We start from the raw sequence: 21,162 nt of genomic DNA, 5'->3' as shown, positions 1-21,162 counted from the left end.
CGCGCGCCGGCCGACACCTCGCGAGTGTGTTGGTGGAAAACAGTGTAGAGAAACGGGCGGCACCGACTATCGGTCATCCGCCCGGAAACCGGTCGTAAACGACACGGATGGCGCCCGGTGACAACTGGCGGCGCGGACGCATCTGCGCGGCGGGGCAGGCGGTCCGCATCGCGCCGGCGCCGGTCTATACAGCAACGCCGCGCGCGCGGCCGACGCCGCATGGCGCAGGCCGGCGCCGCGCAGACGGGCTCAGAACGCGTGCCGAATCCCGACGTTCGCGCCGACGGTCGTCCCCGTCGCGCCATAGAGCGCGTTGTTGATGCCGAGCCCCGTGTTCATCGCGCCGTGGTTGTCGACCATCGCGACCTGCGCGTAGAGCGAGGTCGCCTTCGACAGGCTGTAGCTCGCACCGACCGCCGCGAGCAGCGAATGATTCGCGGTGTCGTTGCGATCGCTCGTATACCAGACGCCGCCGTTCAGATCGACGGCCGGTGTCGCCTGATAGTCGAGCCCGCCGCCGTACACGTTGTTGCTGAACGAGCCGCCGACCTTGTAGCTCGCGAACGAGGCCTTCGCGGTGACGGGCCCGAACCGGTACGCGGCGCCGATCGTGCGGCCGACGAACGCGACGGTGCTCGGCACCGGCGTTGCCGCGGTGCCGCCGTCGTTGCCGTCGTAGAACGCGGCGTTGATCATGAAGCCGCCGTGCTCGTACTTGAGGCTCGCCGAATACTGGCGTCCGGCCTGGAAGTTGCCGGCGGCGCCGCCGAACGCGAACATCGCGCTGCCCGTCAGGCCCGCGATCGTCGGGCTCGTATACGACACGGCGTTCGCGTTGAACAGGCCCGTCACGAGCACGTTGTCGACGTACGGAATCAGTCCGCTGCCGAAGTGCGAGAAGCTGCGCGGATCGGAATCGAAGATCGCGAGCAGGAACGGTGAATACTGCAGGCCCGCCTTCACCGTGCCGAACGCGCCGTCGAGTCCGACCCACGCCTGCCGGCCGAAGAAATTGCCGTTCGAATGATTGAACGCGCCATTCGTGACGGCGAAGCCGCTTTCGAGCTGGAACTTCGCTTTCAGGCCGCCGCCGAGATCCTCGGTGCCCATCATGCCGAACGTCGTCGGCGTCATCCCGGTGTCGGTCATCGCGAACTGGTGGCCCGCGTTGCGTCCGGTCGTCGCGTCGAGCGTCTTGTTCGTATAGAGCAAGGCGGCGTCGAGATTGCCGTACAGCGTCACGCTGCTTTGCGCGAACGCGCCGCTGCAGGCCATTGCGCCGGCGGCCGCCGCGCAGCCGATCCAGAAGGTGTGCTTCATGTGTGTCTCCAGTGTTGTTGTACGTCGGAAAGCGTCGAACAGTATCCAAATGCATCGAACAGCGAAGGCGACGTCTGCCGGCGAACCGGCATCCGTCGCGCAGGCCGTGCAGGCGGATGGCGCGCGGCGGGAACGCACGGCGGCACGATCGGTTGGCGATCGGCGCGCGAGCGCGTTCGCGGCACGGGTCGGTGCCGGAACGAGCGTGCGTCGAAGATGTCGTGAGCGGCCGGCAATGCCGGCACGCGCTACAGTGCGCGGGCGAGCTGCTCGAGAATCGCCGGATTCTCGAGCGTGGACGTATCCTGCGTGATGGCCTCGCCCTTCGCGAGCGAGCGCAGCAGGCGCCGCATGATCTTGCCCGAGCGCGTCTTCGGCAGGTTGTCGCCGAAGCGGATGTCCTTCGGCTTGGCGATCGGGCCGATCTGCTTGCCGACCCAGTCGCGCAGCGCCTTCGCGAGCGCCGCGGCTTCCTCGCCTTCGGGCCGCGCACGCTTGAGCACCACGAACGCGACCACCGCTTCGCCCGTCGTGTCGTCGGGACGGCCGACCACCGCGGCTTCGGCCACGAGCTCGTGCGCGACGAGCGCCGACTCGATCTCCATCGTGCCGAGCCGGTGACCGGACACGTTCAGCACGTCGTCGATGCGACCCATGATCGTGAAGTAGCCGGTCTCCTTGTCGCGCACGGTGCCGTCGCCGGCCAGATACAGCCTGCCGCCGAGTTCCTCCGGGTAGTAGCTTTTCTTGAAGCGCTCCGGGTCGCCCCAGATCGTGCGGATCATCGACGGCCACGGCCGCTTGACGACGAGAATGCCGCCCTGACCGTTCGGCACGTCCTGGCCCGTCTCGTCGACGACCGCGGCCATGATGCCCGGCAGCGGCAGCGTGCACGAACCGGGCACCGTCGGCGTCGCGCCCGGCAGCGGCGTGATCATGTGGCCGCCGGTTTCGGTCTGCCACCACGTATCGACGATCGGGCAGCGCTCCTGGCCGACGTGCTTGTGGTACCACATCCACGCCTCCGGATTGATCGGCTCGCCGACCGTGCCGATGATGCGCAGGCTCGACAGGTCATAGCTCTTCGGATGCACTTTCTCGTCGGCCTCGGCGGCCTTGATCAGCGAGCGGATCGCGGTCGGCGCGGTATAGAACACGCTGACCTTGTGATCGCCGATCATCTTCCAGAAGCGTCCCGCATCGGGATACGTCGGCACGCCTTCGAACACGACCTGCGTGCCGCCGCAGGCGAGCGGTCCGTACGTGATGTAGGTATGGCCCGTGACCCAGCCGATGTCGGCCGTGCACCAGAACACGTCGGCGGGCTTCCAGTCGAAGGTCCACTTCATCGTCTGCGCGGCCCACAGCAGGTAGCCGCCCGTGCTGTGCTGCACGCCCTTGGGCTTGCCGGTCGAACCGGACGTGTAGAGGATGAACAGCGGATGCTCGGCGCCGACCCATTCGGGCGCGCAGGTATCGGATTCGCCGTCGGCCAGTTCGTGCATCCACAGGTCGCGATCGGTATGCCAGTCGATCTTGCCGCCCGTGCGGCGATAGACGATCACGCTCTTCACCGCGTCGCAGCCGCCCATCGCGATCGCTTCGTCGGCGATGTTCTTCAGCGGCAGCGTCTTGCCGCCGCGCACCTGTTCGTCGGCGGTGATCAGCGCGACTGCGCCGACGTCGACGAGCCGTTCGTTCAGCGATTTCGCGGAGAAGCCGCCGAACACGACCGAGTGCGTCGCACCGATGCGCGCGCAGGCCTGCATCGCGACGATGCCTTCGATCGACATCGGCATGTAGATGACGACACGGTCGCCCTTGCCGATGCCGCGTTTCTTCAGCGCATTGGCGAAGCGCGAGACGCGCGCGAGCAGGTCGGCATAGGTGACGCGCGTGACGGTGCCGTCGTCGGCCTCGAAGATTACCGCGACGCGCTCGCCGTTGCCGGCTTCGACGTGGCGGTCGAGACAGTTGTACGACGCATTCAGTTCGCCGTCGTCGAACCACTTGTAGAACGGCGCATCGGACTCGTCGAGCACCTTCGTAAACGGCTTGTGCCACGCGAGGCCCTCGCGCGCGAGGCGCGCCCAGAACCCTTCGTAATCGCGCTCGGCCTCGGCGGCCAGTGCGCGATAGGCCGCGATGCCGGAAAGGGTCGCACGGTCGCGCGTGTCGGCCGTCGGTTCGAAGATTCGACGTTCGTGAAGGATCGAGACGAGGGCGGTCAAGGTGTTCTCCGTGGAAAAGCACAACGTGTCATGCAATGGCGAACGAAACGCAACATGCATGCCAGTCGCGCGACGATGCGCGCTGCCTGCACGCCGGTGCCGCCGGTGCGAGGCGGCGGGCACGCCGTGCGTTGATCGGTCGACGCTGATGCCGCCGCCGGCGGCCGCCGGCGTGCGCCGAAATGCAGCAGCGGCTGTTGCAGGTATCAACACGACGCGCGGCACAGTCGGCGCATCGTGTGCGTGCATCATCCAACGAACGGGCGCAGCACCGCGAGCGTGCCCGAGGCGCGCAGGCGTGCGAGTGCGGACGCTTCGATCTGCCGCACGCGCTCGGCAGACAGATTCAGACGGCGGCCGATGTCGCGCAGCGAGCAGCCTTCGCCCGCATGCAGCCCGTAGCGCAGCCGCACGATCAGCGCTTCGCGCGGCGGAAGCCGATCGATCGCGGCGGCGATCGCAGCGCGCCGCTGCGCCGCGTCGGCCGCGTCTTCCGGCGACGGCGTCGACGCATCGGGCACGACGTCGACGAACGTCATGTCGCCGTCCGGTGCAATCGGCAGATCGGCCGAAACGGGTTCCTTCACGATCGCCATCAGTTCGCGCACCTTGTCGACGGGCTCGCCCATCTGAGCGGCCAACTCGTCCGGCGTCGCGGCCGCGCCCGCACGCTGCCGATGTTCGCGCGCGAGTCGCGCGAGCTTGTTGATTGCATCGACGGTGTGCGTCGGCACGCGGATCGTGCGTCCGAGATCGGCGAGCGCATGCGTGATCGACTGCCGGATCCACCAGGTCGCGTAGGTCGAGAACCGGAAGCCGCGTCGGTGATCGTAGCGGTCGATCGCCTTCAGCAGCCCGATGTTGCCTTCCTGGATCAGATCGGCGAACGGGAGCCCGCGATCGGGATAGCGCTTCGCGATCGACACGACGAGCCGCAGGTTCGCGTCGAACAACGCCATCTTCGCCGCGTGCGTCGCGCGTTCGATCGCATCGAGCCGCGCATCGAGCAGCGCGACCGTACGCGGCGGCAGCACCGATGCGCGTGCATCGGCTGCGATCGCTTCGCGCGCATCGAACAGCACGGGCGCGCTGCGAATCAGCGCGCGCTCGCATTCGGGATGCGCGGCGATGCCGGCCGCGAGCCAGCGCGCGTGATCGTCGTCGTGCGCGTCGTGGCATCGCCAGGTCGTCTGCGACGGGATGCCCGCATGGTGGAGCACGCGCGTCATACGCGCGCGCTGTTCGCGATGACGTCGTGCGCGGCCGCGCAGCGGTGCGCCGATGCGCTCGACCGCACGTGCGGACAGCCGCAGCGGGCGCAGCAGCGCCGCGGCATCGCGCACCGCGGCGCGGTACGCGGGCGACGCCGTGCCGCCCGACGCCAGCGCGGCGCGCATGTCGCGCGCGAGCGCATCGAGCGACGACAGACGGGCGAGTGCCGCGTCGCACACGTGCGGGTCGCCCGGCCGCATGTCGTCGTGTTGCGCGTCGGCATGCGGGTCGACGGCGGCCGCTGCATCGGCATGCCGGCCCTCATCGACGAACATCAAATAGGCCGATGCAGCGGCCCGGCCTTCCGCGATCTCGCGACGGATCGACGCCAGCGCATCGAGCGCATCGGGATCGCCGCACAGTACCGCGACCGACGCCGCGCGGCCGCGCTCGATGCGCTGCGCGTATGCGATCTCCTCGTCGTGCGTGAGGAGCGGCACCGTGCCCATCTCGCGCAGATAGAGCCGCACCGGATCGTTCGTGCGCGGCGCGAGCAGATCGAAGGCCGCGAACGCACCGTTGCGCTCGGCCGCCGCGCGGGAGAGCGGTGGGGGCCGGAAATACCGGTCGAGCGACCAGTCCGTTTCCGCATGGGCGGCGTCCGATACCGCGATACCGAGTTCCGCAAGGACGGCCGTCGCGGCGTCGATGCCGGCATCGTGCGCGTCGTCGTCGGGCAGCGCGTCGATCACGTCGCCGCGCGTCACGAAGCCGCGCGACAGGCCGAGTGCGATCAATCCGGCGAAAGGCGCGCTCGCCGATGCGAGCGCGTCGTCGTGGCCGGCCGCGGGCGCCGGCTGCCGTGCATTGGACATTGCCGATGCGTCGCGCGCGGCATCACGCGCGCTTTGCATACACGTTGCACCAGCCGTCCGCCGCGACCGCCTTGCCGCCGAACATCGGACACGTGCCCGCTGCGTCCGCGGCGTCGCCCTTGTAGAACCGGCAGTTCGCGCAGCGCTGGCCGGGCTGGTATTTCGGGAACTGCGCCGTATCGACGGCCGAGGCGTGCGCACGATAGCCGAGCGATTTCGCCGTGGCGTCGTTTTCGTCGACGAGCGGCGGCGCCGCGACCGAGGTGCGCGCTGCCGCGAGCGCCGCGCACAGGCCGAGCGTCTGGACGATGAAGGTTCTGCGAGTCGTCGAGTGAGTCACTGTCGTATGTCCTGGTGAAGAGAAAAAAACAGAGGCGTGCGGCGCCGTTCGCATCGGCGTGCCGGCGTGCGGCCGTCACTGTCCCGCGGCTCGATGGCCGGCGGGGCCGACGACGAGCGGCGCGGTCGATGCGCGCGCGGTATCGGCCGTCAGCTTGCTCTTGCCCGCGACATAGCCGTTCGACGCGAGCAGGAAGGCCATCAGGTCCGCGTATTCGTCGTCCTTCAGCTTGCCGGGCTGGTCGGCCGGCATGTTGGTCGCCATGTAGCCGAACACGCCGCCGATCGTCAGATGCGAATGCGACAGCGGCGCGAACGACGGGCCGCTCAGCGCAGGCGCGGTGTTGCCTTCGAGATCGGCGCCGTGGCATTTAGCGCAGGCGTTGCCGTACAGCGCGCGGCCATGCTCGACCTGGGCGGCGTCGAACGTCGGCGCGTGCTCGGCGGTGCTCGCGGCGATCCGGATGAAGCCGCCGCCGGCCGGCAAGCCGCGCGCGCGCACGATGCCCGCGCGCATGATGCCGCCGGCGACGGGCGGCATCGCATCTGCGTCGCGCGCTTCGAGTGCGTTGGCCGGCAGCGTCCATTTGCGCGTGAGCGCGGCGAGCCGGCCGTCGCGCTTCATCTGCGTGAGCGCGTTGTCGATCCGCTGCTGCAGCGAGGCCGAGCGCGGCGCGAACGCAAATGCCAGCTGCCATGCGGTGTACGGCGACGATGTTGGCGCGATGCGAAACGCCTGCTTCGGATGCGCGGCCTGATACGCGACGACGGCCGGATACCAGACGATCGCGCGATGCGCGCGGCCGGTGGCGACTGCCGCGACGGTCTGCTCGGACGTGTTCTCGAGATCGAAGTGCGCGTTCTGCTGCTGGACCGCGATCAGTTGCGCGGGGCTCGCGTACGTCGCGGCGACGATCTCGCGGCCGCTCGTCGACGCAGCCGCGTCGCGGCGCGTGACGCTCACGTAGCCGGAACGCAGATAGCCCTGCGAGAACAGCAGCGTCGTGTCCGATGCATCGGCGATCGCCGAGCGCGGGAAGCCCGCGAGCACGTCGCAATCGCGTTCGAGCAGCCGCACGAGCTCGTGCGCGGAGACGCCGTCGTCGTCGCCGCCGTCGACGCCCGGGGCGGCGAACGTCGCGACGACGCCGGCCGTGCGGAACGCTTCGCGCGCGACGGCCTTGTCGAGCGCAGCGGTCGGCGTGCCGGGAAGCGAGCACACGCGCACCGGCGCGGCCGCGGCGGGCAGTGCCGTCAGCGCGGCGCCGGATGCGAGCGCGCAGGCCGCGGCGAGGTGGGGAAGTCGGAGGTTCATGTTCGTACGCTCGGATGGAAGTCGGGAAGCGCGCCCGCGCGCGGCGGCGCGGGCGCGACGTAGCAGCGGCTCAGGTGCGATCGAGGGCGAACACGTAAAGCGTGCCGCCGCGCGGCACGTCGTCCGCCGCCTTCGCCATCGGGCCGCCCCAGATCGGGTTCGCGCCGCCGTAGCCGGCGAGCACCGCGACGTATTCCTTGCCGTCGACCTCGAACACCGACGGCTGCGCGATGATGCCGCTCGCGAGCTTCGGGCTTTCCCACAGCACCTTGCCGGTCGATACGTCGAACGCGTACAGGTGTCCGTCGAGCGAGCCGCTGAACGCGAGGCCGCTCGCGGTCGTCGCGACGCCGCCGTTCCACGGCAGCTTGCTCCAGTGGCTCCAGACCTTCTTGCCGGTGTTCACGTCGATCGCCTGCAGTTCGCCGTATCCTTCGCTGCCGGGCTCGGGCTTGATCTCGAAGCCTTCGCCGAGATACGGCAGCCCTTCCATGTAGTTCACCGACTTGCCCGACAGGCTCATGCACGCGTGCAGCGACGGCACGATCGCCAGGTGGCGCTCGGGGTCGTACGACACCGACCACCAGTTCTTGCCGCCGAGGAAGCTCGGGCACGTATCGATCGTCGTGCCGACCTTCGGATACTTCGCCGGATCCTGGATCGGCGTGCCGTCCTCGGTGTAGCCGGTGACCGACGTCGCCTTCACGAACGGCTCCGCGTAGATCAGCTTGCCAGTATCGCGGTCGATCGCGTGGAAGAAGCCGTTGCGGTCCGCATGGATGATCGCGTCGCGCGCCTGGCCCTTGTAGCGGATCGTCGCGAGGATCGGCGTGTTCACGCCGTCGTAATCCCACGTGTCGTGCTTCGTGTACTGGTAGTGCCACTTCAGATCGCCGTTCTTCGGGTCCAGCGCGAGCAGCGAATCCGAATAGAGGTTGTCGCCGGGACGCAGATCGGCGAGCCACGGCCCCGGATTGCCGACGCCCCAGTACAGCGTGCGCGTCGCCGCATCGTAGGTGCCGGTCAGCCACGCGGGTGCGCCGCCGTGCGTCTGCATCCCGTCCGGCCAGGTGTCGCCGTGTTTTTCGCCCTGGCCCGGAATCGTGAAGCGCTTCCACAGCAGCGAGCCGTCGTTGGCGTTCAGCGCGGCGATGAAGCCGCGCGCGCCGTATTCGCCGCCCGAGCTGCCGACGACGATCGCACCGTCGAGCGCGAGCGGCGCGAGCGAGAACGCGTAGCCGAGGCCCGGCTCGAACATCTGCTTCTTCCACACGAGCGTGCCCGTCTGCGCGTCGAGCGCGGCCACTTCGCCGCTGAGCATCGCGACGTACACGTTCTTGCCGTAGAGCGCGACGCCGCGGTTCACGACGTCGCAGCACGCGGTCTTGAACGACTCCGCACCGAGCTTCGGCTCGTATTTCCAGAGCTGCGCGCCGGTCGCCGCGTCGAACGCGTAGACGTTGTCCTTCGGCGTCGTCACGAACAGATAGCGGCCATTGACGATCGGCGTCGCTTCGAAACCCTGCTTCAGTTCGGCCGGAAACTTGTAGCTCCAGGCCTGCGTGAGCCGGCCGACGTTCGACGCATCGATCTGCTTGAGCGGCGAGTGCGCCTGGCCGTTGTACGTGCGGTAGTAGGTCAGCCAGCCCGGATCGTGCTGCGCATTCGTCAGGCGCTGATACGTGACGGCCGGATAGTCGGCCGCGGCGTCCACGAGGCCGGGATTCAAGGCGATGGCGGCTGCCGCCGCGATGCCGATCGTTGCCAGTCGGCTCGTCGAAGCCGAGAGTTTCTTCATGGTTGTCTCCTGAGTCATTGTGGTCGCACCGCGGCAAACCGATCGCCGGGCCGGCATGGACGGGTTCCGGATCCAGTGCGACCTCGGTCACGCAAATCGCATGCCATTGCGCCGGCGGCCTTGTGCGGCAAGGGTCGGCGCGCGAATCGAAGGCGGCGCCGGCAATGCGCGGCATGGTCGGCCGCGGCGCGCATCTGTTGCGTTCGGGAACAGCTGGGTGTGCGCACTGTTGCGAAACATGACAGTGCGGACGGCACGCAGGTGCCGGTTGGCGTGGCGATGTGGCGATGTGGGCGGCGTGCGTCGATCGACCGACATTGCGTCATTGCATGCGTCGCCCGCGCATCGCGCGGTGCGCATCGCCAATCGCGGTCGGCCCACCGACGACAGCGCCGACCGAAGCGCAACACCCGTCGATACGAAGATGGTGCGTGTGCCGCACGGTGTCGCGGCGGCACATGGAAGCACACCGCGCACATCGCGATTCGCGCTCATCGGCATGCTTCTTGCCATCGGCAGTACCGGCGATTCGTCGCGCAGCATGCACCGCGGCACGCACGCGAGATGCATCGCGAGACCGACAAGGACAGCGGAGGAGACACGATGAAAGAGACCGCACCGCCGAAGCGGCGCGTCGCGGCATGCCGCGCGCGCATCGGGCTGTGCTGCGGCGGCGCGGTCGGCGGGCTGCTGATCGCATGGCCCGCGCATGCCGCACCGGACGATAGTCCCGACGCGACGACGCTTGCCCCGATCGTCGTCGTCGGCACCACGCCGCTGCTCGGGATCGGCACGCCGCTGTCGCGCGTGCCGTCGAACGTGCAGACCGTGCGCAGTGCCGAACTCGACCGCCAGCATCGCAGCACGCTGACCGACTATCTCGACAAGAACGCGACGAGCGTCGACATCGCGGAGGCGCAGGGCAACCCTTACCAGCCGGACATCAACTACCGCGGCTTTACCGCGTCGCCGGTCGTCGGCACGCCGCAGGGCCTGTCGGTGTTCGTCGACGGCGTGCGCATCAACGAATCGTTCGGCGACGTCGTGAATTGGGACATCCTGCCGCCGTCCGCGATCGACACGCTTCAGCTGATTCCCGGCTCGAACCCGACCTACGGGCTCAACACGCTCGGCGGCGCGCTGGCGATCACGACGAAGAACGGCAGCACGAGTGCGGGCGGTGCAGTGGAGGTCGGCGCGGGCTCGTGGGGGCGCAAGACGGTGCAGTTCGAGCAGGGCGGCCGTGTCGGCGATCGTGTCGACTACTACCTGAACGCGAACGTGGCGAACGACAACGGCTGGGCCGACCACAATGCGAGCCGCGTGCGGCAAATCTTCGGCAAGCTTCGCTATACCGATGCGGATACGACGCTGTCGCTATCCGCCGGCGGCGCGGACAATACGCTGCACGGCACGCAGACGATTCCGCGCTCGTTCCTCGACAATCCGCGGCAGGCCTATACCTATCCGGACCTGAACCGCAATCGCGCCGGCTATCTGACGCTGTCCGGCGATCATGCGTTCGGCGATCGCGTGCAGCTGAGCGGCAACCTGTACTACCGGCGGTATCGGAACACGAACGTCAGCAGCAACGTGAACGAAGACGCCGGCCGCGCCGGCGACGATGACGCCGCCGACGGCGCGCCGGCGTCCAACGACCGCTCGACGATCGCGACCGAGCGCTACGGCGCGAGCCTGCAGCTCACGTTGCTCGGTAAGCCGGCCGGCTTCGACAACCAGCTCGTCGTCGGCGCATCCGCGGATCTGGCGAACGCGCATTTCGAGCAGGCGTCGCAACCTGCGGCGTTTACCGATTCTCGCGCGGCGATCGGCATCGGCGAATTCCAGCAGACGACGCGCGCGAAGACGCGCAACGCGAACTACGGCTTCTATTTCGACGATACGCTGCAGCTCACGCCGCAATGGTCGATGACACTGGCCGGCCGCTACGACTGGGCGCGCGCGGCGATCGAGGACATCAGCGGGCTGCAGCCGCTGCTTACTGCCCGCCATACGTTCTCGCGCTTCAATCCGGCGATCGGCATCACCTGGAATCCGGCGCCGGGCCTGACCGCGTACGCGACCTACAACGAAGGCATGCGCTCGCCGACCGCGATCGAACTCGCGTGCGCCGACCCGGCCGCGCCGTGCTCGCTGCCGAACGACTTTCTCGCCGATCCGCCGCTGAAGCCGGTGATCGCGAAGACGGTCGAGTTCGGCGCGCGCGGGCGCGTCGGTGCGGCGACGACGTGGAGCGCGGCGCTCTACCGCACGACGCTCGACGACGACATCCAGTTCGTCAGCAGCAACGGCGGCGCGGGCACGCTCGGCTATTTCCAGAACGTCGGCAAGACGCGCCGGCAAGGGATCGAGCTCGCCGCGCATACGCACGTCGGGCCGGTCGGGATCGGCATCGGCTACAGCTATGTCGACGCGTCGTACCGCTCGACGTGGACCGAGCACAGCGCGAGCAACTCGAGCGCCGATGCACGCGGCAACATCGTCGTGCGATCGGGCGACCGCATCCCGGGCATTCCGGCAAGCACCGCGAAGCTGCGGCTCGACTATGCCGCGACGCCGACGTGGAGCCTCGGCACGAATCTCACGTACCGCAGCGGCGTGTTCGCGCGCGGCGACGAAAACAACCGCGACGCGGGCGGCAAGCTGCCGGGTTACCTGCTGATCGACGTCGACACGACGTGGCAGGCGACGAAACATCTGCAGCTGTTCGCGTCGATCACGAACCTGCTCGACAAGCGCTATGCGAGCTTCGGGATGCTCGGCCGGAATTTCTTCAACGGTCCGAACCATACGTTCGACGGCGCCGCTGCGGTCGACGAGACCTTCGTCGGGCCGGGCGCGCCGCGTGGCGCGTGGGTCGGCATGCGCTATGCGTGGGACTGAGCGCGCGCCGCGCGGTCGTTACGCATCGCCGAACAGCGTGCGGATCGCGCCCGCGAGACGGCGCGCGAGCGCGGCATCGCTGGCGAGATGACCGGCCGGCACGCGTTCGACGGTCGCTGTCGGCACCGCACGCGCGAGGCGCGCGACGTTGTCGACCGGGCAGACTGCGTCGCGCGTGCCGTGTACCGCATGCAGCGGTACGCCGGCGTGCGCGGCGCGACGCGCGAGCGACAGCAGCCGGCGCTCGCCGAGCCAGCAGCGGCGCTGCAGATAGTGCGCCTGGATCCGATATTTGTCGGCGAGGCGGTCGAGCGCGCGCGGCGTCGTGCGCATGCGACGCGCGGGCGCGCCGGCGAGCAGCGCATCTTCGTACGCGCTCCACGCGCGCGCGATCGCGCGGCGTCGACCGGCATCGACGCCTGGCCGCAGCCCGCGCGCGCAGGCGGCGAGCAGGCGATCGGCGCGCGATGTGCCGGCCGCCGCGGCCAGTTGCCGCCACGCGCGCGGTGCCCGTGCGCGCGAGCCGACGAAGAACGCGCGCAGTTCGCGTGCCGACGTCAGGAACAGGCCGCGCAGCACGACGCCCGTCACCTGGGCCGGATGCCGTCCCGCATAGGCGAGCGCGAGCGCCGCGCCCCACGAGCCGCCCACGACGCCCCAGCGCGCGATGCCGAGCCGCACGCGAAGCGCCTCGAGGTCGTCGATCAGCCGCATCGTGTTGTTGTGACGCAGGCCGCCGCGCGGCGTCGACGCGCCGGCGCCGCGCTGATCGACGAGCACGACGCGCATCCGCTGCAGGTCGAACAGGCGCAGCATCGCGGGCCGGCTGCCGCTGCCGGGGCCACCGTGCAGCACGACGACCGGATGGCCGCGCGGATGGCCGGCTTCACGCCAGGCGATCGCGCAGCCGTCGCGCGACAGACGGCGAAGGGATGGGGCAGACGGTCGGCGCTCGGGTCGTCGGTTCATGCGGGCGATGATAGAGGAACGCGGGTGGCGGCGGCGCGCCAAGGCGCGAGCGGCATGGCAACACATGCGCAAATCGAAGCGGGCTTCGCGCGCGGCGACGTGCATGGCGGGGTTCGTCAGCGTCGCGTCGTGCGCATCATGTGCTCATCACGGCCTGTGCGACCGCGACAACCGTTGATCGTCTTTCAATGACCTTTCGAATCGCCGGTACGGTCCGCACGCGTCACGACATCGCGCCGCGATCGCCTCGATGGCCCGATGTTTGCTTGTATCGGGACAGAAGAGTCCGGCAACCGACCGGAAGGATCCCCGGAGGAGACAATGCGCGACGACGTTCATCCGGCCGCCGATACACGGGCTGCGCAAGCGCCCGGCTGGCCGACGCCCACGATCCGGAAGTCCCATCAGCGGTCCGAGACGTTCGGCCTGCAGGCGTCCGCACGCCCCGACTACGATGTGCTGTCCGCCACCGAACTCGCGCTCAAGCGCGAGCAGAACCGCGTGCTGTGCGTGCACGCGATGCCGGTGATGGAGACGCTGCACGAGCAGATCGTCAATACGCAGAGCATGATCGTGCTGACCGACGCGGAAGGGCTGATCCTGCATTCGATCGGCGACGACGACTTCCTGCGCCGTGCGGAGCGCGTCGCGCTGCGCCCCGGCGCGAACTGGGCGGAGGACCGGCAGGGCACCAACGCGATCGGCACGGCGCTGGCCGAGCTCTGTCCGATGGTCGTGCACGGCGACCAGCACTTTCTCGCGGCGAACCATTTCCTGACCTGTTCGAGCGTGCCGATTCTCGATCCGTACGGCGACGTGATTGGCGTGCTCGACGTGACGGGCGACCATCGCAGCTATCACCAGCACACGATGGCGCTCGCGAAGATGTCGGTGCAGATGATCGAGAACCATCTGTTCACGACGACGTTCCAGGAGACGCTGCAGGTGTCGTTTCACGGCCGGCCGGAGTTTCTCGGCACGCTGATGGAAGGGATCGTCGCGTTCACCGCCGACGGCCGCTTTCTGTCCGCGAACCGCAGCGCGCAGTTCCAGCTCGGCATGCCGCTGTCGGCGTTGCGTGCGCATACGCTGGCGTCGCTGTTCGACGTGACGAGCGCGCAGCTGATCGACCGGATGCGCGCGAGCACCGAGCCGCACGTGATGCTCAATCTCGGCAACGGCGCGGTCGTTTGTGCGCGCGTGCAGTTCCGGCGTGCGCTGCGCGCCGAGGGCAGCCGCCCGGCCGACGTGCACGACGGCGGCGCCGTGCCGGCCGCGCGGCCCGCGGCCTCACACGGCGCCGCGAGCCTGTCGCGGCTCAGCTATCTGGACACCGGCGATCCGCAGGTCGCGGCCGTGATCGCGAAGGTGCGCAAGGTGATCGGCAAGGACATTCCGGTGCTGATCACGGGCGAGACCGGCACCGGCAAGGAACTGCTCGCGCAGGCGATCCACAACGACTCGCCGCGTCGCGACGGGCCGTTCGTCGCGGTGAACTGCGCGTCGATTCCGGAGACGCTGATCGAGTCGGAGCTGTTCGGCTACGAGGAGGGCGCGTTTACGGGCGCGCGCCGCAAGGGCGCGACCGGCAAGCTGCTGCAGGCGAACGGCGGCACGCTGTTTCTCGACGAGATCGGCGACATGCCGTATCCGCTGCAGGTGCGGCTGCTGCGCGTACTGCAGGAGCGCATCGTCAATCCGCTCGGCTCGACGAAGGCGATCGGCGTGGACATTGCGATCATCTGCGCGACGCACCGCGATTTGCGCGAGATGATCGCGCAGAACCGCTTCCGCGAGGATCTGTACTACCGGCTGAACGGCCTCGTCGTCCGGCTGCCGCCGCTGCGCGACCGCACCGATCTCGCGGTGGTCGTGCAGAAGATGCTGCAGCGCGAGACGCTGTCGGGCCCCGGCCGGCGGCCGCTGAGCGTCGCGCCCGACGTGATGGCGCTGTTCGAGCGCTGCGCGTGGCCCGGCAATTTCCGCCAGCTCGCGAACCTGCTGCGTACCGCCGCCGCGATGGTCGACGACGACGGGGAGATCCGCTGCGAGCACTTGCCCGAAGACTTTTTCGACGACCTGCGGCGCGACGACGCGCACTGCGCGCACGACGGCGCTGCATCGCCGCACGCCGCGCCCGATCCGTTGGCGACCGGCGATGCGCGGCTGCAGGACGTCGCGGCGTGCGCGATCGCCGCGGCGCTCGCGCGGCACGGCGGCAACGTGTCGGCGGCCGCGCGCGCGCTCGGCGTGTCGCGCAACACGATCTACCGGAAGATGCCGTCCGTCGGCACCGCGCCGCTGCGCACGGACGAACACTGAAGGGCGGCCTCACTGTCACACCCGCTGTGTCAGCTTGCAACACCGGTGTTCAAGGATTCAACAGTCGCGCAGCCGGACGCCTGCCGCCCGCCGCCTGCGCCGACGGCAATTGAAACCGTTTTGTGGGTGATTCGTAAGGTTGTCGCCGCAACGACCGCGCGGCGGCATCCGCACGTCGTCGCACAGGCGATACGCCCGCCCGGCACGCTCCTTGCTGGATAGTGATCGACCGCCGATCGACGCGGTTCATTCGATGCAACTCAACTGAACAAGGAGACATGCCATGCAGTGGACGACCCCCGCCTATACCGATCTGCGCTTCGGTTTCGAAATCACGATGTATATCGCCAACCGCTGATCGGCGTACGCCGCGCCGCCGCCTGCCGCGCAGGCGGCGGCCGGCATCGGAGCACGCATCGATGAAGATCAGGATCCTCGGATCGGGCGCAGGCGGCGGACTGCCGCAATGGAACTGCAATTGCGCGAACTGCCGTCGCGCGCGCGCCGGCACCGACGGCATCGTGCCGCGCACGCAGTCGTCGATCGCCGTCAGCAGCGACGGCGTCGACTGGGTGCTCGTCAACGCATCGCCCGACATCCTCGCGCAGCTGCGCGCCGCGCCCGAACTGCAGCCGGCGCGCGCCGTGCGAGACAGCGGGATCGTCGCGGTCGTGCTGTGCGATGCACAGATCGATCACGTGACGGGGCTGCTCATGCTGCGCGAACGTACGTCGCCGCTGCCGCTGTATGCGAGCGCGCCGGTGCTCGACGATCTCTCGACCGCGCTGCCGCTCGTGCCGCTGCTCGGCCACTACTGCGGCGTCGACGCGCACACCATCGCGCTGCACGAACCGTTCGCGATTCCGGGCGCGGGCGGCATCCGCTTTACCGCGGTGCCGGTCGACAGCAAGGCGCCGCCGTATTCGCCGCGACGTGCGGCCGCCGTGCCGGGCGACAACGTCGCGCTACTGATCGAGGACGTCGCGAGCGGACGGCGCGCGTTCTACGCGCCGGGCCTTGCCGACATCGACGATCGCGTGCAGGCCGCGATGCAGGGCGCCGATCTCGTCCTCGTCGACGGCACGTTCTGGACCGGCACGGAGATGATCGAGCTCGGCCTGTCGGCGAAGCACGCGGCCGACATGGGCCATCTCGCGCAACGCGGCGACGGCATGCGGCCGGGGATGATCGACCGGCTGCGCGCGTTGCCGGCACAGACGCGCAAGGTGCTCACGCATATCAACAACACGAACCCGATTCTCGATCCCGCTTCGGCCGAGCGCGCGCATCTGCACGGGCACGGGATCGAGGTCGCGCACGACGGGATGCATTTCGAGGTATGACCATGAACGCACCGATTTCCGCGGCGGCGCTGCACGCGAGCCCGTGGAGCGCCGACGAATTCGAGGCGCGTCTGCGCGCGCTCGAATCGCGCTATCACATTCATCATCCGTTCAACCGGCGGCTCAACACGGGCGCCTGCACGCCCGCGCAGATTCGCGGCTGGGTCGCGAACCGCTTCTACTATCAGATCAGCATTCCGCTGAAGGACGCGGCGATCCTGTCGAACTGTCCGGACCGCGACACGCGCCGGCTGTGGGTGCAGCGCATCCTCGACCACGACGGGCACGGCGACGATGCCGGCGGCATCGAAGCGTGGGTGCGGCTCGGCGAGGCGGTCGGCCTCGACCGCGCGTCGCTGTGGTCGCTCGAGCACGTGCTGCCCGGCGTGCGCTTTGCCGTCGACGCGTACGTGAACTTCGCGCGTCGCGCGACGTGGCAGGAGGCGGTGTGCTCGTCGCTGACCGAGATGTTCGCGCCGCAGATCCATCTCGACCGGCTCGCCGGCTGGCCGTCGCACTATCCGTGGATCGACGCCGACGGTCTGCAGTATTTCCGCAGCCGCGTGCCGCTTGCGCAGCGCGACGTCGAACACGGCCTCGCGGTCACGCTCGCCCATTTCACGACCGCGGCCGCGCAGCGGCGCGCACTCGAGATTCTGACGTTCAAGCTCGACGTGCTGTGGTCGATCCTCGATGCCATTGAAAAGGCGTATTGCGCATGAATTCCGTCGACGTCAGCGGCGTGCCGCTGCGCCCCACGCTGAGGGGCATGTACCGCCTGCAATGGGAGGCGGCCCAGGATGCCTACGTGCTGCTGTATCCCGAGGGCATGGTGAAGCTCAATCCGAGCGCGGGCGAGATACTCGCGCGCTGCGACGGCACGCGCGAACTCGACGAGATCATCGGCGAACTCGAACGGCTGTTCAGCACATCCGATCTCGCGTCGGACGTTTATCGCTTCCTCGATCATGCGCGACTGCGCGGCTGGCTGGACTGACATGACGCGCGATCCGAACCGGCCGTCACCGTCACCGTCGCCGCCGCTGTGGCTGCTCGCCGAGCTCACCTACCGCTGCCCGCTGCATTGCGCGTTCTGCTACAACCCGGTCGACTTCGCGACGCACGGCGCGGAACTCGACACCGACACGTGGCGCACCGTGATCGCCGACGCGCGCGCGCTCGGCGCCGCGCAGCTCGGTTTTTCCGGCGGCGAGCCGCTGCAGCGCGACGATCTCGAAACGCTGGTCGAGCACGCACGCGCGCTCGGCTTCTACACGAACCTCATTACGTCGGGCATCGGCCTGACCGCCGCGCGCATCGAGCGGCTGAAGGCGGCCGGGCTCGATCATATCCAGCTGTCGCTGCAGGATTCGACGCGCGAGCTGAACGACTTCCTGACCAGTACGCGAACGTTCGAGCTGAAGCGCAGCGTCGCGCGCCTGATCAAGTCGCACGGCTATCCGATGGTGCTGAACTGCGTGCTGCATCGCTACAACCTGCCGCACGTCGACCGCATCATCGAAATGGCGCTCGACCTCGGCGCGGATTTTCTCGAACTCGCGAACACGCAGTACTACGGCTGGGCGATGCTCAATCGCGACCAGTTGATGCCGACCGCCGAGCAGTTGCGCGATGCGGAGGAGACGGTGAACCGCTACCGGAAGCTCGTCGGCGAGCGTTGCAAGATCCTGTTCGTCGTGCCCGATTATTTCGAGCAGCGTCCGAAAGCATGCATGAACGGCTGGGGCTCGGTGTTCCTCGGCGTCGCACCGGACGGCACCGCGCTGCCGTGTCATGCCGCGCGTGCGCTGCCGGGGCTCGCGCTGCCGAACGTGCGCGAGCGCTCGCTGAAGGAGATCTGGTACGACAGCGAGGCGTTCAACGCATTTCGCGGCGACGGCTGGATGCGCGAGCCGTGCCGCAGCTGCGACGAGCGCCATGTGGATCATGGCGGATGCCGCTGTCAGGCATACCTGCTCGCCGGCGATCCGGCCGAGGCGGACCCGGTATGCGCAAAGTCCGCGCATCACGGCCGCGTGGAGCACGCGGTCCGGCTCGCGCGCCGTGCGACGCCGCGCGACGAACAGCCGCTCGTCTTTCGCAGCGTCGCGAACTCGATCGCGCGCTCGCGCGGCTAACTGCGCGCGGTTTTTGCGGCGCGCCGCGCCGCACCGGCCACGAGCGCCGCGAACGCCGCTTCGTCGGCGCGCAGCCCGCGCGGCGCGCGCCGGATCACGAGCGTATCGAGCCGCCCCGACTCGTACATCTCGAGCACGTCGGGGTGGATGTAGCAGCGCCGGCACACGGCCGGCGTGTTGTGCAGCATGTCGGCGACCGCGCGCACGGTCTCGACGATCTGCTTGCGGGCCTCCGTGACACCGCCGTGCGGCGCGCGGCGCAGCAGCGCGAGCGCCTGCACGCTGCCGGCCCAGGTCCGGTAGTCCTTCGCGGTGAATTCCGCGCCGGCGACCTCGCGCAGATAGTCGTTCACGTCCGCCGAGCCGATCGAATGGCGTTCGCCGTCGTCGTCGACGTACTGGAACAGCTCGTGTCCCGGCAGCTCCGCGCAGCGCCGCACGATTCGCGCGACGCGCGGATCGTCGACCGTCACGTCGTGCTCGACGCCGCTCTTGCCGACGAAGCGCAGCCGCACTTGCCCCGATTCGATCTTCAGATGCCGCTTGCGCAGCGTCGTCAGCCCGTACGACTCGTTCTCGCGCGCGTATTCCGCGTTGCCGATGCGCGCGAGCGTCGTGTCGAGCAGCCGGACGATCGTCGCGACGACCTTCTCGCGCGGCATCCCCGGTCGCGCGAGGTCGCGTGCGACGCGTGCGCGGATGCGCGGCAGCGCGAGCGCGAACGCGGCCATCCGCGCATACTTGTTCGCGTCGCGCGTCGCCCGCCACTGCGGGTGGTAGCGGTACTGCTTGCGCCCGCGCGCGTCGCGGCCGGTCGCCTGCAGATGGCCGCGCGGGTCCGCGCAGATCCAGACGTCGGTGTACGCGGGCGGAATCGCGAGCGCGTTGATCCGCGCGATCTCGTCCGGATCGCGGATCCGTTCGCCGTCCTGCGTGTAATACGCGAAGCCGTTGCGGACGCGACGACGCGTGTAGCCCGGCTGCCGGTCGTCGACGTGGCGCAGCGTGGCGGCCGCGCGCGCGTCGGACATGCGCATGCCGTCGCCGGCCGCGGAGCGGGGCGCGCGCGGCTTCATGCGGCGATGCACGGCAAGCTGCGGGGAAGCGCTGCGACCATCGTTCTTGTCTCCTGTGAGGTTCGTGGCGATCGGATGTGTGCCGCACCGCGCGGCGTGCGCAGGTCGGTGGAGCAAGATGCGTGCGCCGTTCGGGCAACGCCGCGACGCGTGTCGCGACACGCTTAGGTGTTTATACGTATGCCAATTCGGATATTGATTCAATCCAATATTTCATTGGCAGGTTATCGGACTTGTTTCTAGACTGATCCGGGGCCCATCAACCGCCGCCCCGTCCGCACGCGGCCGTCAGAATCAGAACAGCGCAGCACACGGCCGTCGCCGCGATACACAACGACATCATCGGAGACGCAACATGACGATCATCAGGAAGCTCGCGGCCGGCGCGCTCGTGGCCGCGACGGCCATGCTGGCATCCGGCGCATACGCGCAGCAAAAGCCGATCACGCTCGGGTTCTCGCAGGTCGGCGCGGAAAGCGCGTGGCGCACCGCGAACACGGTGTCGGTCAAGAGCGCCGCCAAGGAAGCCGGCATCAACCTGAAGTTTTCCGATGCACAACAGAAGCAGGAGAACCAGATTCGCGCGATCCGTTCGTTCATTGCGCAGAAGGTCGACGTGATCGCGTTCTCGCCGGTGGTCGAGTCGGGCTGGGAGCCCGTGCTGACCGAAGCGAAGGCCGCGCACATTCCGGTGATCCTGACCGACCGCGCGGTCGACGTGAAGGACCCGTCGCTCTACGTGACGATGATCGGTTCGGACTTCCTCGAGGAAGGGCGGCGCGCCGGCCACTGGCTCGAGGAGCGCTACAAGAACGACGCGGGCCCGATCAATATCGTCGAACTGCAGGGCACGGTCGGTTCCGCGCCGGCCAATGATCGCCGCGCGGGCCTGCTCGAGGTGATCAAGAACAATCCGAAGTTCAAGGTGATCGCATCGCAAAGCGGCGACTTCACGCTCGCCGGCGGCAAGCAGGTGATGGAAGCGTTCGCGAAGACATACGGCAAGCAGATCAACGTCGTCTACGCGCACAACGACGACATGGCGCTCGGCGCGATCCAGGCGATGGAAGAGGCCGGGATGAAGCCCGGCAAGGACGTCAGCGTCGTGTCGTTCGATGCGACGAAGGGCGGCTTCCAGGCGATGATCGCCGGCAAGATCAACGTCGACGTCGAGTGCAGCCCGCTGCTCGGGCCGCAGCTGATGACGGCCGTGAAGGACGTCGTGGCCGGCAAGCAGCTGCCGAAGCGGATCGTCACGAACGAGACGGTGTTCCCGATGAATGTCGCGGCGCAAGTGCTGCCGACCCGCAAGTACTGAGC

16 protein-coding genes are annotated in these 21,162 nt (G+C 68.7%); 8 read left to right on the top strand and 8 right to left on the bottom strand.

The features are described 5' to 3' along the window. Positions 1 to 249: 249 nt before the first annotated feature. From NP80_RS02270 to NP80_RS02245, 6 genes are all read right to left on the bottom strand, one after another. Complete coding sequence (locus tag NP80_RS02270) at positions 250 to 1,320, bottom strand: porin (RefSeq protein WP_006399107.1); 1,071 nt, start codon at positions 1,318 to 1,320, stop codon at positions 250 to 252. A gap of 248 nt (positions 1,321 to 1,568) precedes the next feature. After that, entirely contained in the window at positions 1,569 to 3,611 is a 2,043-nt protein-coding gene (gene acs / locus NP80_RS02265; protein ID WP_370445548.1) for an acetate--CoA ligase, read from the bottom strand. Positions 3,612 to 3,799: 188 nt separating this feature from the next. Further along, positions 3,800 to 5,638: a sigma-70 family RNA polymerase sigma factor gene (locus tag NP80_RS02260; RefSeq protein ID WP_045592914.1), complete on the bottom strand. Its 1,839-nt coding sequence runs from the start codon at positions 5,636 to 5,638 to the stop codon at positions 3,800 to 3,802. 22 nt (positions 5,639 to 5,660) lie between these two features. Continuing rightward, positions 5,661 to 5,978 (bottom strand): high-potential iron-sulfur protein, encoded by a 318-nt coding sequence (locus tag NP80_RS02255; protein WP_006399102.1) that lies wholly within the window; start codon positions 5,976 to 5,978, stop codon positions 5,661 to 5,663. A 75-nt stretch (positions 5,979 to 6,053) separates the two neighbouring features. Continuing rightward, a complete protein-coding gene (locus NP80_RS02250) occupies positions 6,054 to 7,292 on the bottom strand; it encodes a c-type cytochrome (protein ID WP_006409421.1) in 1,239 nt (412 codons plus the stop codon). Positions 7,293 to 7,362: 70 nt separating this feature from the next. Then, positions 7,363 to 9,090 carry a methanol/ethanol family PQQ-dependent dehydrogenase gene (locus tag NP80_RS02245; RefSeq protein WP_006399100.1) on the bottom strand — a complete coding sequence of 576 codons (1,728 nt, stop codon included), beginning with the start codon at positions 9,088 to 9,090 and terminating at the stop codon, positions 7,363 to 7,365. A 603-nt stretch (positions 9,091 to 9,693) separates the two neighbouring features. Between NP80_RS02245 and NP80_RS02240 the strand changes: the two genes are divergently transcribed. Beyond that, a complete protein-coding gene (locus tag NP80_RS02240) occupies positions 9,694 to 11,994 on the top strand; it encodes a TonB-dependent receptor (RefSeq protein WP_035946201.1) in 2,301 nt (766 codons plus the stop codon). Between the two features lie 18 nt (positions 11,995 to 12,012). On the opposite strand, the gene NP80_RS02235 is transcribed toward NP80_RS02240, so the two are convergent. Next, a complete protein-coding gene (locus tag NP80_RS02235) occupies positions 12,013 to 12,963 on the bottom strand; it encodes an alpha/beta fold hydrolase (protein ID WP_045592881.1) in 951 nt (316 codons plus the stop codon). A 321-nt stretch (positions 12,964 to 13,284) separates the two neighbouring features. Between NP80_RS02235 and NP80_RS02230 the strand changes: the two genes are divergently transcribed. The 6 genes from NP80_RS02230 (at position 13,285) to pqqE (ending at position 18,766) form a co-directional block, all read left to right on the top strand. Continuing rightward, positions 13,285 to 15,285: a sigma-54-dependent Fis family transcriptional regulator gene (locus NP80_RS02230; RefSeq protein WP_045592879.1), complete on the top strand. Its 2,001-nt coding sequence runs from the start codon at positions 13,285 to 13,287 to the stop codon at positions 15,283 to 15,285. Positions 15,286 to 15,568: 283 nt separating this feature from the next. Then, positions 15,569 to 15,643: a pyrroloquinoline quinone precursor peptide PqqA gene (pqqA, locus tag NP80_RS28600; RefSeq protein ID WP_006410019.1), complete on the top strand. Its 75-nt coding sequence runs from the start codon at positions 15,569 to 15,571 to the stop codon at positions 15,641 to 15,643. A gap of 61 nt (positions 15,644 to 15,704) precedes the next feature. Continuing rightward, complete coding sequence (pqqB, locus tag NP80_RS02225) at positions 15,705 to 16,628, top strand: pyrroloquinoline quinone biosynthesis protein PqqB (protein WP_006410017.1); 924 nt, start codon at positions 15,705 to 15,707, stop codon at positions 16,626 to 16,628. Between the two features lie 2 nt (positions 16,629 to 16,630). Then, positions 16,631 to 17,350 carry a pyrroloquinoline-quinone synthase PqqC gene (gene pqqC / locus NP80_RS02220; protein ID WP_035946730.1) on the top strand — a complete coding sequence of 240 codons (720 nt, stop codon included), beginning with the start codon at positions 16,631 to 16,633 and terminating at the stop codon, positions 17,348 to 17,350. Then, entirely contained in the window at positions 17,347 to 17,625 is a 279-nt protein-coding gene (gene pqqD / locus NP80_RS02215; RefSeq protein ID WP_006413117.1) for a pyrroloquinoline quinone biosynthesis peptide chaperone PqqD, read from the top strand. Before pqqC ends, pqqD begins: the two co-directional genes overlap by 4 nt. Before the next feature lies 1 nt (position 17,626). Continuing rightward, positions 17,627 to 18,766: a pyrroloquinoline quinone biosynthesis protein PqqE gene (pqqE, locus tag NP80_RS02210; RefSeq protein WP_006410018.1), complete on the top strand. Its 1,140-nt coding sequence runs from the start codon at positions 17,627 to 17,629 to the stop codon at positions 18,764 to 18,766. Here pqqE and NP80_RS02205 read toward each other — a convergent pair. Further along, positions 18,763 to 19,842, bottom strand: a complete 1,080-nt coding sequence (locus NP80_RS02205; protein ID WP_045592876.1) for a DNA topoisomerase IB — start codon at positions 19,840 to 19,842, stop codon at positions 18,763 to 18,765. The two genes, pqqE and NP80_RS02205, sit on opposite strands and share 4 nt — an antisense overlap. Before the next feature lie 355 nt (positions 19,843 to 20,197). Here NP80_RS02205 and NP80_RS02200 point away from each other — a divergent pair, with 355 nt between their 5' ends. Further along, positions 20,198 to 21,160 carry an ABC transporter substrate-binding protein gene (locus NP80_RS02200; RefSeq protein ID WP_006399085.1) on the top strand — a complete coding sequence of 321 codons (963 nt, stop codon included), beginning with the start codon at positions 20,198 to 20,200 and terminating at the stop codon, positions 21,158 to 21,160. The last annotated feature ends 2 nt before the right edge of the window (positions 21,161 to 21,162 follow it).

It is taken from the genome of Burkholderia multivorans ATCC BAA-247, from assembly GCF_000959525.1.
In the GTDB taxonomy this organism is placed as follows: Bacteria; Pseudomonadota; Gammaproteobacteria; order Burkholderiales; family Burkholderiaceae; genus Burkholderia; species Burkholderia multivorans.
Note: the sequence above shows the minus strand (reverse complement) of the source record. Positions and strands in the feature narration are given on the sequence as shown.